Here is a 12,936-nt window from a genome sequence, read left to right as displayed (position 1 = left end):
CCCCCGCCCCACCCCAACACGTTCCCCCAGATGCCCGGTACCGTCGGGCCGTCCCCCCGCGAAGTACAGGGAGCCCCATGACCACCGCCACCACCCGCCACAGCGACCGACGGATCAGCCCCGTCTTCCTCGGGATCGTCGCCGTCACGGCGGTGACCGGCTGGGCCACCTGGACCGGCTTCGCCGAGGAGCCCGGTATCGCCGTGTTCCTGTTCGTGACCGGCGCCTGGATCGTCTCCCTCTGCCTGCACGAGTACGCCCACGCCCGCACCGCCCTGCACAGCGGCGACATCACGATCGGCGCGAAGGGCTACCTCACGCTGAATCCTCTGAAGTACACCCACGCCCTGCTCAGCATCGTGCTCCCCGTCATCTTCGTGATCATGGGCGGCATCGGCCTCCCCGGCGGCGCGGTGTTCATCGAGCGCGACCGGATCCGCGGCCGCTGGCGGCACAGTCTGATCTCCGCGGCCGGCCCCCTCACCAACGTCCTGTTCGCGCTCGCCTGCACAGCCCCGTTCTGGCTGGACGCCCTCGACGGCGTCCCCCTGGCGTTCCGTTCCGCGCTCGCCTTCCTCGCCCTGCTCCAGGTCTCGGCCGCGATCCTGAACTTCCTGCCGGTCCCGGGCCTGGACGGCTACGGCGTCATCGAGCCCTGGCTGTCGTACAACATCAAGCGCCAGGTGGAGCCCTTCGCGCCCTTCGGCCTGCTGTTCGTGTTCGCACTGCTGTGGGTGCCGCAGGTCAACGCCGTGTTCTTCGACATCGTCGACGCGGTCCTGAACCGGCTCGGCGTCCCCCAGGAACTGGCGTCGATCGGCCGGAGCCTCTACCGCCTCTGGAACTGAGCGGCCCGCCCCCGCTTCAGGTAGTACCAGCACATGTTGGACGACAGCCCCGCCAGCAGTACCCAGACAACCCCCAGCCAGCTGCCCTGCACGAAGGAGACGACCGCCGCCGCGACGGCGAGGAGGCAGACGGCGAGGGCGTAGAGGGCGAGGCGGGGCATTTCCACGGGCTCCTGTCAGGGGGACACTGCTGCACTACGCCGACCAGTGTCCCCCATCCCCTCACCGCCCGTGACCCGCAGCCCCGTCACACCTCACACGTCCGTGACCCGCAGCCCCGCATGCGCCTTGTACCGCCGGTTCACCGAGATCAGGTTGGCGACCAGCGACTCGACCTGGTGGGCGTTGCGCAGCCGTCCCGCGAAGACCCCCCGCATCCCGGCGATGCGCCCGGCGAGCGCCTGCACGATCTCGACGTCGGCGCGCTCCTCCCCCAGCACCATCACATCGGTGTCGATCTCCTCGATCTCCGGGTCCTGGAGCAGGACCGCCGACAGATGGTGGAACGCGGCCGTCACCCGGGACTCCGGCAGCAGCGCGGCCGCCTGCTCCGCCGCGCTCCCCTCCTCCGGCTTCAGCGCGTACGCGCCCTTCTTGTCGAAGCCGAGCGGGTTGACGCAGTCGACGACGAGCTTGCCCGCGAGTTCGGCGCGCAGGGACTCCAGGGTCTTGCCGTGGCCCTCCCACGGCACCGCGACGATCACGATGTCGCTGCGGCGCGCGGTCTCGGCGTTGTCGGCGCCCTCGACACCGTGCCCGAGTTCGTCGGCGGCGGCCTGCGCGCGGTCGGCGGCCCGCGAGCCGATGATCACCTTCTGTCCCGCCCGGGCGAGCCGGTAGGCGAGGCCCTTGCCCTGCGGACCGGTTCCGCCGAGCACGCCGACGACGAGCCCGGAGACGTCGGGGAGGTCCCACGGGTCCTTGGCGGGAGCCTTCTGTGCACTGTCGCTAGAGGTCATGGGCCGACCTTACGTGCGCCCCGCCGACCCCGTCCGCTCAGGTGAGCCGCATCACGGGCGCCCGCCGGAACACGCCCGGCTCGACCTCGTGGGTGCCCGCCGAAACACGCCCCGCTCCACCTCACGGGCACCCCCCAGAACACGCCCCGCTCCACCTGCCCGGTTCGGGGGAATTCGAGGTGAACCACAGGTCGCGGCAGGCCGCTTGCGGCAGGATGCGGCGCCATGGACGCCGTACGGGTCGCGTTGTTGCGTGAGGTGCTCGCCGGGACCGAGTGGTGGGGGGCCACCCGCCGCTTCGGGGGTGTGCTGCGCGGCTCGGTGGTCTCGCACGGCGGGGGTCTGCTGCTGGTCGGGACACCGGAGTACGAACCGTGGCACCTGGCGGCCCACCTGGTCGACGAGGCCGCCTGGTCCGGCACCCCGGAGCTGGCCCCCACTCTCGTACGGCACGACGCGCGCCCCTCCGACCCGGCGCACCTGTCGGTCGGCCCCGGTCGGCTGGCCGCGGCCCGGCGCGGTGAGACCCTCCTCGTGGTCTCCCCGACCGGCCCGGACGCGCCCCTGCTGGAGCACGTCCACGACGCCCGGCGGGCCGGTGCGACGATCCTCGCCCTCGGCCCCGGCGAGGGCGAACTCCCCGCGATGGCCCATGAGTCGCTCGCCGTGCCGGAGGGCACGGACCTCGACCTGGACACCGTGCAGCACCTGGTCAGCGCGGCGGCCGGGGAGAACGCAGGGCCCGCCCCCCGGGGCCCCCGGCGCTTCCGGGACCGCCTCTCACGCCTGGCGGACCATCTGACGGCACCCCCGCCGACCCGGTGGTGAGCCACCGTCGCGCCGCGTGCCCGCGGCCCGAAAAGCGCTTGCCCGTCCCGCATCCCGCCCCGGACCATGGCCCTTCGTGACCGACGACTCCCCCCAACCCCCCTCCGGCCTGCGCGCCGTGCTCCCGGACCTCGCCCCCTGGCGGGCCTCCCGGGACTTCCGGCGGCTCTGGTACTCGGGGCTGATCTCGAACTTCGGCAGCTTCCTGACCTTCGTCGCGCTGCCGGTGCAGCTGAAGGAGCTCACCGGTTCGGCCGCGGCGGTGGGTGCGATCGGCGCCGTGGAACTCGTCCCGCTCCTGGTCTTCGGCCTGTACGGCGGGGCGCTCGCGGACGCGTGGGACAAGAAGAAGCTGATCGTGTGGACGGAGGTCGGCCAGGGCCTGCTGAGCGCGGCCCTGCTGCTGAACGCGCTGCTGCCGCGGCCCGCGATCTGGCCGCTGTACGTCGTCGCCGCCCTGTCCTCGGCCGTGGTCTCGGTGCAGCGCCCCGCGCTCAACTCGCTCTGGCCCCGCATCGTGGCCCATGACCACCTGCCCGCGGCGGCCTCGCTGAACTCCCTGCGCTGGACGGTCGGCGGGGTCGCGGGACCGGCGCTCGCGGGGGTGGTGGTGGCCTACGCGGGCCTCGGCTGGGCGTACGGCGCGGACCTGCTGACCTTCGTGGTCTCGGTGGTCCTGGTCGTCCGGATCGCGGCCTCCCCGGCCTCCCACGAGGCGGCCAAGCCGTCGCTGAAGGCCATCGCGGAGGGCGCGCGGTACGCCTGGAGCCGCAAGGAGCTCCTCGGCACCTACGCCGTCGACCTGGCCGCGATGTTCCTGGCGATGCCGCTGGCCCTGCTGCCGTTCCTGGCGGACGAGCTGCATGCCGAGTGGTCGCTTGGCCTGATGTACGCGACGGTCCCGCTGGGCGCGATGGTGGTGAGCCTGACCAGCGGCTGGACCTCTCGCGTGCACCGGCACGGCCGGATGGTGGTGCTGTCGGCCGCGCTGTGGGGTCTGGCGATCGCGGCCGTGGGGGTCGTCGGGAACGTGTGGCTGGTGCTGCTGTTCCTGACCGTGGCCGGGGGCTGCGACATGGTCAGCGGGATCTTCCGCGGGGCGATGTGGAACCAGACGATCCCGGACGAGCTGCGGGGCCGGCTGGCCGGGATCGAGCTGCTGTCGTACTCGGTCGGACCGACCGTCGGCCAGGTCAGGGCCGGCGGGTTCGCCGCGTGGTGGGGTGTGCGGACGTCGGTCTGGTCGGGCGGCCTGCTGTGCGCGGGGGCGGTGGGGCTGCTTGCCCTGTGCCTGCCGAAGCTGATGTCGTACGACGTCCGGACGAACGAGCACGCGACGCGGCTGCGCAAGCAACGCGCGGCAGCCGCGCCGGCCCCCGTGGAGGCGTGATCAGCCGTCCTCGGCACGGCTGGGGGCGTCGTGCCACTTCGGGTCGTTCTCCCACTCGAGGTTGCGCTCGCGGGCCGTCTCCATCGCGTGCTCGGCCTCCTTACGGCTCGCGTAGGGCCCGAAGCGGTCCTTGGCCGGGCAGTCCGGCCCCTCCTCGACCCGCTTGTGCTGGAGGCAGTAGTACCACTCCCCCGGCTTGCCGACCGTGCGCTTCTTGAACAAGGGCATGACCTGCTCCTCTCCGCCACCGACATGTTCCCCCATCGCCGCTGGATAGACTCGTCGGCATGTCTGGCCAGTCACTGCTCGTGCCCGGGGCGCTGTCCCCCACCCGTTCCGTGCCCGGAAACATCCGTCGCCCCGAGTACGTCGGCAAGCCCGCGCCGACGCCGTACACGGGTCCGGAGGTGCAGACCCCGGAGACCGTGGAGGCGATGCGGATCGCCGGCCGTATCGCGGCGCGGGCGATGGCGGAGGCCGCGAAGCTCATCGCGCCCGGGGTGACCACCGACGAACTGGACAAGGTGGCGCACGAGTACATGTGCGACCACGGCGCCTATCCGTCGACGCTCGGCTACCGGGGCTTCCCGAAGTCCCTGTGCACCAGCGTCAACGAGGTGATCTGCCACGGCATCCCGGACTCCACGGTGCTGCGCGACGGTGACATCGTCAACCTCGACGTGACCGCGTACATCGGCGGGGTGCACGGCGACAACAACGCGACGTACCTGGTCGGCGACGTGGACGAGGAGAGCCGGCTGCTGGTCGAGCGCACCCGGGAGTCGCTGGCCCGCGCGATCAAGGCGGTCAAGCCGGGCCGCCAGATCAACATCATCGGCCGGGTCATCGAGTCGTACGCCAAGCGCTTCGGCTACGGCGTGGTCCGCGACTTCACGGGTCACGGCATCAACTCGTCGTTCCACTCGGGCCTGATCATCCCGCACTACGACAGCCCGCACGCGACGACGGTCATCCAGCCCGGCATGACCTTCACGATCGAGCCGATGCTGACGCTGGGCACGCACGAGTACGACATGTGGGACGACGGCTGGACGGTCGTCACGAAGGACCGCAAGCGCACGGCGCAGTTCGAGCACACGCTGGTGGTGACGGAGGACGGCGCGGAGATCCTGACCCTGCCGTAGCGAGAGCCGTGGACCCGCCCCGGGCCGGGGCGGGTCTTTTCTTGTACCTTTTTACCGACAGGCTGTCGGCAAACCTATTGACTTAGGTAAGCCTAACCTCGGAGGATGAGCGCATGGACTCCTTCTCGACGGTCATCCGCACCGCGTCCCACGAACAGCACACCGAGGCGGAGACCTCGACGTTCATGAGCGACCTGCTCGGCGGCGGCCTGGGCCGGGACGCGTACGCCCGCTACACCGAGCAACTGTGGTTCGTCTACGAGGCGCTGGAGACCGGCGCCGAGAGGCTGGCGTCGGATCCGGTGGCGGGTGCGTTCATCCGGCCGGAGCTGTTCCGGCTGCGGGCGCTGGAGCGGGACCTGGCGCATCTGCGCGGGCCGCGGTGGCGCGCGGGACTGTCGGCCCTGCCCGCCACCCGGGCGTACGCGGACCGGGTGCGCGTCTGCGCCGAGCAGTGGCCGGCGGGCTATGTCGCCCACCACTACACGCGCTACCTCGGCGACCTCTCCGGCGGCCAGATCATCCGCGACCGGGCCGAGCGGACCTGGGGCTTCGAGCGCAAGGGCGACGGCGTCCGCTTCTACGTCTTCGAGGAGATCCCGAACCCCGCCGCCTTCAAGCGGACCTACCGCGGGCTCCTGGACGAGATCCGCGCGGACGACCTGGAGAAGCAGCGGATCGTGACCGAGTGCAAGAGGGCGTTCGCCCTGAACACGGACGTCTTCCGGGCCCTGGGCGAGGAGTTCCCGCTCAGCGCGTAGCGCCGGTCCGGCGGACGATGGGGGGGGCTCGCCTGCTCGAGCGAAGTCGAGAAGGCGGGAGAGTGAGGACAACGCGGCAGACCCGCGTGCCAGGCCACGCGTCGTCGGCGTGATCCGCCGGACGGCCCTAGCGCTCCGGCTGGCGTTCCAGGACGACGCGGCCGCCGAGCTCGACCCAGCCGTAGGGCTGTGGGGCGGTGAGGAGCTGGGATCCTGCGCCCTGGGTGATGTTGAGGGCGCGGCCCAGTGCGGCGGTGAGCTGGAGGGCCGCCGCGCCGGTGGCCTCGTCCTCCTCGACGCCGTCGCCCCGGCCGGGGAATCCCCGGGCCCGGATCCGTCCCGCGGCCTCGTCCTCCCACGCCCAGGCGTAGATCCACTCGCCCTCCGGGGGCACGGCCAGGTCGTCGACCTCGGCGGCGGAGCCGTACTGCCGGAAGGTCCGCGGGGCCGCCCACTCCGCCCGCGCCTCGATCCAGCTGAACTCGCCGTCGAGCCGGGCCCCCACGACCCCGGCGGCGGTGACCAGCTCGGGCACGTCGAGGAGCCAGGCCGCGCCGACGCACGGGTATCCGGCGAAGGCGAGCCGCGTGGACGGGGTGTAGATGTCGACGACTCCGCGCTCGGGGTCGTCCACGAACACGGTCTCGCTGAAGCCGAGCTTGGCGGCGAACGCCTGTCGCTCGTCCCGGTCCGGCAGCACGGATCCCTCGCGGACGACGCCCAGCTCGTTGCCGTAGCCGCCGTTCGGCGCGCAGAAGACGCGCAGCACGTCGTAGTCAGTCACGGGGGAATTGAAGCACCTGGTCGGGGTGCGGAGCGCCGTGCGCAGGCCCTTCCCGGGAACCTACGGCCACGGGTGATCCGGAACCTTTGAATCTCCTTTGACCTTCACTTGACGTTTATTTTGAGCCAAAGATAGATAAGCCTCAGATAAGTTAGGCGAGCCTCACCAACCCTCAGGAGCTCGTATGCGTGCCGTCAGACTGTCCCTCCTCGCCGCCACCGCCGTGGCGGCCCTCACCGCCGTCACGGGGTGCACGGAGAAGGGAAACTCCGGCGACAGCGACCGCGTGATCGACGTGACCGCCACCGACAGCAAGTGCGAGGTCTCCAAGAAGGAGTTCCCGGCCGGCCACGTGGAGCTGGCGATCGAGAACAAGGGCTCCAAGGTCACCGAGGTCTACGTCCTGTTCCCGGACGACCGGATCGTCACCGAGCGCGAGAACATCGGCCCCGGCACCAAGCAGAAGGTCACCGCCGAGGTGAAGGCCGGCGACTACACGATCGCCTGCAAGCCGGGCATGAAGGGCGACGGCATCCGCCAGGCCGTGAAGGCCACCGGCGGCACCGCGGCCAAGCGTGACCCGCGGCTCGACTCGGCCGTCGCCGCCTACCGCCAGTACGCACAGGAGCAGGCCGACGCCACGCTGCCGCTGGCGAAGACGTTCGCCGCCGCGGTCAAGGCCGGTGACCTCGAAGCCGCCAAGAAGGCCTACGCGCCCTCCCGGATCGGCTGGGAGCGCACCGAGCCGGTCGCCGAGTCCTTCGGCGACATCGACCCCAAGGTGGACGTCCGGGCCGACGGCCTGGAGGCCGGCCAGAAGTGGACCGGCTGGCACCGCCTGGAGAAGTCCCTCTGGCAGGACAAGAAGATCACCGCCGAGGACAAGACCCTCGCCGACCAGCTGATCACCGACCTCACCGACTGGCAGAAGCGGGTCGGCAAGGCGGACATCACCCCGACCTCGATGGCCAACGGCGCCAAGGAGCTCCTCGACGAGGTCGCCACCGGCAAGGTCACCGGCGAGGAGGAGCGCTACTCGCACACCGACCTCGTCGACTTCAAGGCCAACGTCGAGGGCGCCGAGAAGTCGTACGAGCTGCTCAAGCCGGTCGCCCAGGAGAACGACGCGGCCCTGGTCACCGAGCTCGACAAGCAGTTCGCGGCGCTGAACACGCTGCTCGACAAGTACCGGGCCGACAAGACGTCGTACGACTTCACCTCCTACGACAAGGTCGGCGACGCCGATCGCAAGCAGCTGTCGGACGGGGTGAACGCGCTCGCGGAGCCGCTGTCCAAGCTCGCCGCGGCCGTCGTCACCAAGTCCTCCTGAGGCAGGGGCCATGACGGACACCGAGAAGACCACGGCTCCCTCGCGGCGGGCGCTCATCGGCTGGGGCGGGGCCGGGCTCGCGCTCGGTGCCGCCGCGGCCGGCGGCGCGGTCGCGATGACCCGCACCGGCGACGACCTCGCCCCGACCGCCGCCGAGGCGGGTGCCGCCGTGGAGTTCCACGGCGCCCACCAGGCGGGCATCGCCACGCCCGTGCAGGACCGGCTGCACTTCGCCGCGTTCGACGTGACGACCGAGGACCGCGCCGAGTTCGTGCGGATGCTCAAGGACTGGACGGCCGCGGCCCGGCGGATGACCGCGGGCAAGGCCGTCGGGGAGGGCGCGTACGGCGGTCTCGCCGAGGCGCCGCCGGACGACACCGGGGAGGCGCTGGGGCTCAAGCCGTCGCGGCTGACGCTGACGATCGGCTTCGGGCCCTCCCTGTTCGAGAAGTTCGACCTGGCCGACCGGCGGCCCGAGGCGCTCGTCGACCTCCCGCAGTTCGCCGGGGACGCCCTCGACAAGAACCGCAGCGGCGGCGACCTGTGCGTCCAGGCCTGCGCGGACGACCCGCAGGTCGCCGTGCACGCGATCCGCAACCTCGCCCGGATCGGCTTCGGCAAGGTCGTCATCAAGTGGTCGCAGCTCGGCTTCGGCAAGACCTCCTCGACCACGCCCGACGAGCAGACCCCGCGCAACCTGATGGGCTTCAAGGACGGCACCCGCAACATCGCGGGCACCGAGACGGACCGGCTGAAGAAGTTCGTGTGGGTGGACTCCAAGGACGCCAAGGACGCCGCGTGGATGGCCGGCGGCTCCTACCTCGTCGCCCGCCGGATCCGCATGCACATCGAGACCTGGGACCGCACCTCGCTCCAGGAGCAGGAGGACATCTTCGGCCGGGACAAGGGCGAGGGCGCCCCGGTCGGCAAGGCCAAGGAGCGCGACAAGCCGTTCCTGCCGGCGATGAAGCCCGACGCACACGTCCGGCTCGCGCACCCCGACTCCAACGGCGGGGCGACGATCCTGCGCCGCGGCTACTCCTTCACCGACGGCACCGACGGTCTGGGCCGGCTGGACGCGGGGCTGTTCTTCCTGGCGTACATGAAGGACGTCCGGGAGGGCTTCATCCGCATCCAGCGGCATCTGGCCACCGACGCGCTCAACGAGTACATCCAGCACGTGGGTTCGGCGGTCTTCGCCGTCCCGCCCGGCGTCCGCGACCAGGACGACTGGTGGGGCAGCACGCTGTTCTCCAAGGAGGCCTGACCCGTGTTCTCCAACTACCTGATCGGTCTGCGCGAGGGCCTGGAGGCCTCCCTCGTCGTCTGCATCCTCATCGCCTACCTGGTGAAGACGGGCCGCCGGGACGCGCTGAAGCCGATCTGGATCGGCATCGGCGTCGCCGTCGCGCTCGCCCTCGGCTTCGGCTGCGCGCTCGAATTCGGCTCCCAGGAGCTGACGTTCGAGGCGCAGGAGGCGCTCGGCGGCTCCCTGTCGATCCTCGCGGTCGGCCTGGTGACGTGGATGGTGTTCTGGATGCGGCGCACCGCCCGGCACCTGAAGTCCGAGCTGCACGACAAGTTGGACACCGCCCTCCAGATGGGCACCGGGGCCCTGGTCGCCACCGCCTTCCTCGCCGTCGGCCGGGAGGGCCTGGAGACCGCCCTGTTCGTGTGGGCGTCGGTGCGCGCGGCGGGCGACGGCACCCCGCGCCCGCTGGTCGGGGTGGCCCTGGGCATCCTCACGGCGGTCGTCCTGGGCTGGCTGTTCTACCGCGGCGCCCTGCGCATCAACCTCGCCAGGTTCTTCACCTGGACCGGCGGGATGCTGGTCGTCGTGGCCGCGGGCGTGCTGGCGTACGGCGTCCACGACCTCCAGGAGGCGAACTGGCTGCCGGGCCTGAACAGCAGGCCCTTCGACATCAGCGACACCGTTCCGCCGGACAGCTGGTACGGCACCCTCCTCAAGGGCGTGTTCAACTTCCAGCCGGACCCGACGGTGCTTCAGGTCACGGTGTGGCTGCTGTACTTGATCCCGACGCTCGTGCTGTTCCTCCTCCCGGTAGGGTTCGCCTCCGGGAAGGGGAAGGTGAAGGCACCTGATGAGCAGGGATCGCGGCCCTCGAAGGCCCCGCAGGCTTGACCGGAGCGCACTGATAGCAGCCTCGGTGACCGCTTTGTCGTTGACGGCGAGCGGATGCGTGGTGGTGCACGGCGAGCGGGAGGTGCTTCCCGCGACCACCAAGGCGGAGGCCGCCAAGGCGCTGGAGCAGTTCACGAACGCGTACAACGCGGCCGACAAGGCGTACGACAGCTCGCTGGACGCCGCTCATGTCACCGGCGCGCTCGGCGCCATCGACGCGGCGCGGCTGAAGGCCGGGAAGACGAACAGCCCCGGCGGCAACACCACGCACACACCGCTGAAGCTGTCGGACGTCACCTACACCATCCCGAAGAAGGCGGGCTGGCCGCGCTGGTTCGTCGCCGACGCGGCCGGCAACAAGGGCGGCACCGCGCGCTGGCTGCTGGTGTTCACCCGCAACGGTCTGAACGAGCCGTTCCAGGTGGCGTATCTGACGCTGGTGGCCGAGGGGAAGGTGCCGGAGTTCAAGAAGGACGCCGACGGCTGGGCCGAGGCCGTGCCGGCGAACTCGACGGACCTGGCCGCCGCTCCCGCGGACCTGAGCGAGGACTACGCGAGCTATCTGAAGAGCGGCAGCGACGTCTTCGCGGACGGCACCCACACCAGCGCGTGGCGGGCGGACCGGGCGAAGAACGCCATCAGGCCGGGCCTGGCCACCCAGTACATCGACGAGCCGCTGACGAACGACGCCTACACTCCGCTGGCGCTGCGCACGCAGGACGGCGGGGCGCTGGTGTTCTTCGCCACGCACCACTACGTGAAGCAGACCGCGCACGCGGGTGCCGCGATCCCCTCCCCCGGCGAGGCGGCGCTCGCGCTGACCAAGGGTGAGATCAAGCAGTCGCTCACGATGGAGTTCGTCTCCAACGAGGTGGCTCTCGACCCGGCGAAGGGCGCGGGCGGCCAGAAGGTCACCGTGCTCGGGCGGATCCAGGGGCTGACGACCGCGGAGGGGTCGTAGGGACTGCTACCGGCGCAGGGGCCAGGCCGCGTCCGCGTGGTGCGGTTCTTGGCCGGCGTGCCGGGCGCAGGCGTCGGTGAGGAACTCCAGGAGGCTCAGCGGGTCGGGCAGCGGGTGTTCGGGGCCGCGGACCCAGTGCACGGCCTGGTCACCGGGCAGCCGGGCGGGCGGTACGAGGACGTAGGAGCCGCGGCAGTGCCAGCGCAGGCCGGGGTGTTCGTCGGCCGTCTCGGGGTGGCAGTCCAGCTCGCAGGGCCACCACTCGTCCTCGTCCTCGGGGGTGCCGCGGGTGAGGGTGAAGAAGAGGAGCCGGCCGTCGTCGCTCTCGGCGACCGGGCCGACCTCGACGCCGGCGGCGTGCAGCCGCTCCAGGGCCTCCCGGCCGGCCTCCAGGGGGACGTCCAGGACGTCGTGGACCATGCCGGTGGCGGTGATGAAGTTGGCCTGGGGCTGGTGCCGGGCCCAGCGCTCGATCTGTCCGCGGTCGGTGGTCGACTGGGTCTGCCAGGCGAAGGACACGGGGTGGCGGGCCGGGGTGGGACAGCCGACGCGGTCGCAGGAACAGCGGTAGTCGGCGGTGGGATGGGCGGCGGGCGCGAGCGGGAGTCCCGCTGAGGCGGCGGCCAGCAGCAGGGCCTCACGGCCGCCGTCGTCCCCGGCGGCGGCCTCCTTCGGCCGGCGTCCGCGCAGCCACTGGGAGAGTTTGCCCTGCAGGCCGGTCCGGCCCCCCGACTCCGCGCTCATCTATCACCCTCGCCTCGCTGTCGTGCAAAACAGCATGCCCTATGGTCCCACCTTCCTCGGCTCCGGGGGGCCCTGAGGGGATATGTACGGTTGTGCGCGGGCGGCTCAGCGGGGCTCAGCGGGGGGCGAGGCCGTGGAGGGCGTAGTCGACGAGGGTGTCCGTGTAGTCGTAGGAGATCGGGCCGGTGTACTGGAGCCAGCGCTGGGCGAGCGGGGAGACCCACAGTTCGAGGGCGATGCGCGGGTCGACCTCGGGGCGCACCTGGCCGGCCTCCTGGGCTGCGCGCACGCGGTCGACGTACAGCTGGAGCGAGGGTTCGAGGAGTTTGGCGACGAAGACCCGGCCGACCTGTTCGTTGACGACGCCTTCGGCGGCGAGGGCGCGGGAGGGGGCCTCGAAGCGGGGGTCCTTGAGCTGGTCGACGGTCATGCGCAGGACGGCCTTGAGGTCCGCGGCGAGGTCTCCGGTGTCCGGGATGGCGTAGGCAGCGCCGGGGGCGGCCTCCTGTGCGGCCTGTTCGCTCAGGTCGAGGAAGGCCTCGAGCAGCACCTCCGCCTTCGAGGACCACCAGCGGTAGATGGTCTGCTTGCCGACGCCGGCCCGGGCGGCGATGCCCTCGACGGTGGTCCGGGGGTAGCCGACCTCGGCGACGAGGTCGAGGGCGGCGTCGTAGATCGCGCGACGGGACCTCTCGCTGCGGCGGGTGGCGTCGGGGGCGGGCTGCTTGGGCTTCTGGGTGGCCATGGGGCGAACTTACCAGTTGACAAGACGGTGCGTCTCGCCGGAGAGTGGTCGGGCGAGACGATACGTCTCGTCCGGTCGCTGATGCACGGGAGGAGCAGGTCATGGCACGAGGTGGAGCGGGCAACATGCTCGGAGTCGGCGGAACCCGCAGCAACATCAACCGCGGAGCGCTGCGCGGCGGCAACCGCGGCACCCGGATCGGGGGCACACAGGACGCACAGGCACAGAAACGGGAACTGCTGAGGAAGCTCCGGGAGAGGCGGGAGGGGGAGGCGTCGTCGGGGTGACCGGGCTCCCG

Annotated in this window: 16 protein-coding genes; 10 read left to right on the top strand and 6 right to left on the bottom strand. The window is 71.4% G+C overall.

What is annotated here, in order from left to right:
- The first annotated feature begins 77 nt into the window (after nucleotides 1–77).
- Nucleotides 78–848, top strand: coding sequence for a site-2 protease family protein (locus OHN19_RS31140; protein WP_330267386.1), 771 nt, complete (start codon nucleotides 78–80; stop codon nucleotides 846–848).
- Here OHN19_RS31140 and OHN19_RS31135 read toward each other — a convergent pair.
- Together OHN19_RS31135 and npdG are read right to left on the bottom strand one after the other, a co-directional pair.
- A complete protein-coding gene (locus tag OHN19_RS31135) occupies nucleotides 830–1,009 on the bottom strand; it encodes a hypothetical protein (protein ID WP_330267385.1) in 180 nt (59 codons plus the stop codon). The genes OHN19_RS31140 and OHN19_RS31135 overlap by 19 nt on opposite strands.
- A gap of 93 nt (nucleotides 1,010–1,102) precedes the next feature.
- Nucleotides 1,103–1,807: an NADPH-dependent F420 reductase gene (gene npdG, locus OHN19_RS31130; protein ID WP_330267384.1), complete on the bottom strand. Its 705-nt coding sequence runs from the start codon at nucleotides 1,805–1,807 to the stop codon at nucleotides 1,103–1,105.
- A 225-nt stretch (nucleotides 1,808–2,032) separates the two neighbouring features.
- On the opposite strand from npdG, the gene OHN19_RS31125 reads away from it, so the two are divergent.
- Complete coding sequence (locus tag OHN19_RS31125) at nucleotides 2,033–2,635, top strand: hypothetical protein (RefSeq protein ID WP_330267383.1); 603 nt, start codon at nucleotides 2,033–2,035, stop codon at nucleotides 2,633–2,635.
- Nucleotides 2,636–2,711: 76 nt separating this feature from the next.
- The gene (locus OHN19_RS31120) at nucleotides 2,712–4,025 is read left to right on the top strand and encodes an MFS transporter (RefSeq protein ID WP_330267382.1); all 1,314 of its coding nucleotides are present in this window, start codon (nucleotides 2,712–2,714) and stop codon (nucleotides 4,023–4,025) included.
- On the opposite strand, the gene OHN19_RS31115 is transcribed toward OHN19_RS31120, so the two are convergent.
- Nucleotides 4,026–4,253, bottom strand: coding sequence for a hypothetical protein (locus OHN19_RS31115; RefSeq protein WP_330267381.1), 228 nt, complete (start codon nucleotides 4,251–4,253; stop codon nucleotides 4,026–4,028).
- Between the two features lie 59 nt (nucleotides 4,254–4,312).
- On the opposite strand from OHN19_RS31115, the gene map reads away from it, so the two are divergent.
- A complete protein-coding gene (map, locus tag OHN19_RS31110; RefSeq protein ID WP_330267380.1) occupies nucleotides 4,313–5,170 on the top strand; it encodes a type I methionyl aminopeptidase in 858 nt (285 codons plus the stop codon).
- A gap of 113 nt (nucleotides 5,171–5,283) precedes the next feature.
- Nucleotides 5,284–5,931 carry a biliverdin-producing heme oxygenase gene (locus OHN19_RS31105; protein ID WP_330267379.1) on the top strand — a complete coding sequence of 216 codons (648 nt, stop codon included), beginning with the start codon at nucleotides 5,284–5,286 and terminating at the stop codon, nucleotides 5,929–5,931.
- A 127-nt stretch (nucleotides 5,932–6,058) separates the two neighbouring features.
- On the opposite strand, the gene OHN19_RS31100 is transcribed toward OHN19_RS31105, so the two are convergent.
- On the bottom strand, nucleotides 6,059–6,715 hold the full coding sequence (locus tag OHN19_RS31100; RefSeq protein ID WP_330267378.1) for a PhzF family phenazine biosynthesis protein: 657 nt from the start codon (nucleotides 6,713–6,715) through the stop codon (nucleotides 6,059–6,061).
- A 184-nt stretch (nucleotides 6,716–6,899) separates the two neighbouring features.
- On the opposite strand from OHN19_RS31100, the gene efeO reads away from it, so the two are divergent.
- From efeO to OHN19_RS31080, 4 genes are read left to right on the top strand one after another with little or no spacing between them, the layout of a single operon-like run.
- The gene (gene efeO / locus OHN19_RS31095) at nucleotides 6,900–8,045 is read left to right on the top strand and encodes an iron uptake system protein EfeO (protein ID WP_330267377.1); all 1,146 of its coding nucleotides are present in this window, start codon (nucleotides 6,900–6,902) and stop codon (nucleotides 8,043–8,045) included.
- A gap of 10 nt (nucleotides 8,046–8,055) precedes the next feature.
- Nucleotides 8,056–9,312, top strand: a complete 1,257-nt coding sequence (efeB, locus tag OHN19_RS31090; RefSeq protein ID WP_330267376.1) for an iron uptake transporter deferrochelatase/peroxidase subunit — start codon at nucleotides 8,056–8,058, stop codon at nucleotides 9,310–9,312.
- 3 nt (nucleotides 9,313–9,315) lie between these two features.
- A complete protein-coding gene (gene efeU / locus OHN19_RS31085; RefSeq protein WP_330267375.1) occupies nucleotides 9,316–10,188 on the top strand; it encodes an iron uptake transporter permease EfeU in 873 nt (290 codons plus the stop codon).
- Entirely contained in the window at nucleotides 10,148–11,149 is a 1,002-nt protein-coding gene (locus OHN19_RS31080) for a hypothetical protein (RefSeq protein WP_330267374.1), read from the top strand. The genes efeU and OHN19_RS31080 overlap by 41 nt, the downstream gene beginning before the upstream one ends.
- Nucleotides 11,150–11,155: 6 nt before the next feature.
- On the opposite strand, the gene OHN19_RS31075 is transcribed toward OHN19_RS31080, so the two are convergent.
- Both OHN19_RS31075 and OHN19_RS31070 read right to left on the bottom strand, forming a co-directional pair.
- Nucleotides 11,156–11,893: a bifunctional DNA primase/polymerase gene (locus OHN19_RS31075; protein ID WP_330267373.1), complete on the bottom strand. Its 738-nt coding sequence runs from the start codon at nucleotides 11,891–11,893 to the stop codon at nucleotides 11,156–11,158.
- A 115-nt stretch (nucleotides 11,894–12,008) separates the two neighbouring features.
- Nucleotides 12,009–12,638, bottom strand: a complete 630-nt coding sequence (locus OHN19_RS31070) for a TetR/AcrR family transcriptional regulator (RefSeq protein ID WP_330267372.1) — start codon at nucleotides 12,636–12,638, stop codon at nucleotides 12,009–12,011.
- Between the two features lie 101 nt (nucleotides 12,639–12,739).
- Between OHN19_RS31070 and OHN19_RS31065 the strand changes: the two genes are divergently transcribed.
- The gene (locus OHN19_RS31065; protein ID WP_330267371.1) at nucleotides 12,740–12,925 is read left to right on the top strand and encodes a DUF6243 family protein; all 186 of its coding nucleotides are present in this window, start codon (nucleotides 12,740–12,742) and stop codon (nucleotides 12,923–12,925) included.
- Nucleotides 12,926–12,936 lie beyond the last annotated feature (11 nt).

Origin of the sequence: Streptomyces griseorubiginosus, assembly GCF_036345115.1 — a bacterium.
GTDB classification, from domain to species: domain Bacteria; phylum Actinomycetota; class Actinomycetes; order Streptomycetales; family Streptomycetaceae; genus Streptomyces; species Streptomyces griseorubiginosus_C.
Note: the sequence above shows the minus strand (reverse complement) of the source record. Positions and strands in the feature narration are given on the sequence as shown.

Excerpts from the sequence above, each read along its gene's own strand:
- OHN19_RS31140 (WP_330267386.1), top strand. The coding sequence starts at position 78 with ATGACCACCGCCACCACCCGCCACAGCGACCGACGGATCAGCCCCGTC.
- OHN19_RS31135 (WP_330267385.1), bottom strand. The coding sequence starts at position 1,009 with ATGCCCCGCCTCGCCCTCTACGCCCTCGCCGTCTGCCTCCTCGCCGTC.
- npdG (WP_330267384.1), bottom strand. The coding sequence starts at position 1,807 with ATGACCTCTAGCGACAGTGCACAGAAGGCTCCCGCCAAGGACCCGTGG.
- OHN19_RS31125 (WP_330267383.1), top strand. The coding sequence starts at position 2,033 with ATGGACGCCGTACGGGTCGCGTTGTTGCGTGAGGTGCTCGCCGGGACC.
- OHN19_RS31115 (WP_330267381.1), bottom strand. The coding sequence starts at position 4,253 with ATGCCCTTGTTCAAGAAGCGCACGGTCGGCAAGCCGGGGGAGTGGTAC.
- map (WP_330267380.1), top strand. The coding sequence starts at position 4,313 with ATGTCTGGCCAGTCACTGCTCGTGCCCGGGGCGCTGTCCCCCACCCGT.
- OHN19_RS31105 (WP_330267379.1), top strand. The coding sequence starts at position 5,284 with ATGGACTCCTTCTCGACGGTCATCCGCACCGCGTCCCACGAACAGCAC.
- efeO (WP_330267377.1), top strand. The coding sequence starts at position 6,900 with ATGCGTGCCGTCAGACTGTCCCTCCTCGCCGCCACCGCCGTGGCGGCC.
- efeB (WP_330267376.1), top strand. The coding sequence starts at position 8,056 with ATGACGGACACCGAGAAGACCACGGCTCCCTCGCGGCGGGCGCTCATC.
- OHN19_RS31080 (WP_330267374.1), top strand. The coding sequence starts at position 10,148 with ATGAGCAGGGATCGCGGCCCTCGAAGGCCCCGCAGGCTTGACCGGAGC.
- OHN19_RS31075 (WP_330267373.1), bottom strand. The coding sequence starts at position 11,893 with ATGAGCGCGGAGTCGGGGGGCCGGACCGGCCTGCAGGGCAAACTCTCC.
- OHN19_RS31070 (WP_330267372.1), bottom strand. The coding sequence starts at position 12,638 with ATGGCCACCCAGAAGCCCAAGCAGCCCGCCCCCGACGCCACCCGCCGC.
- OHN19_RS31065 (WP_330267371.1), top strand. The coding sequence starts at position 12,740 with ATGGCACGAGGTGGAGCGGGCAACATGCTCGGAGTCGGCGGAACCCGC.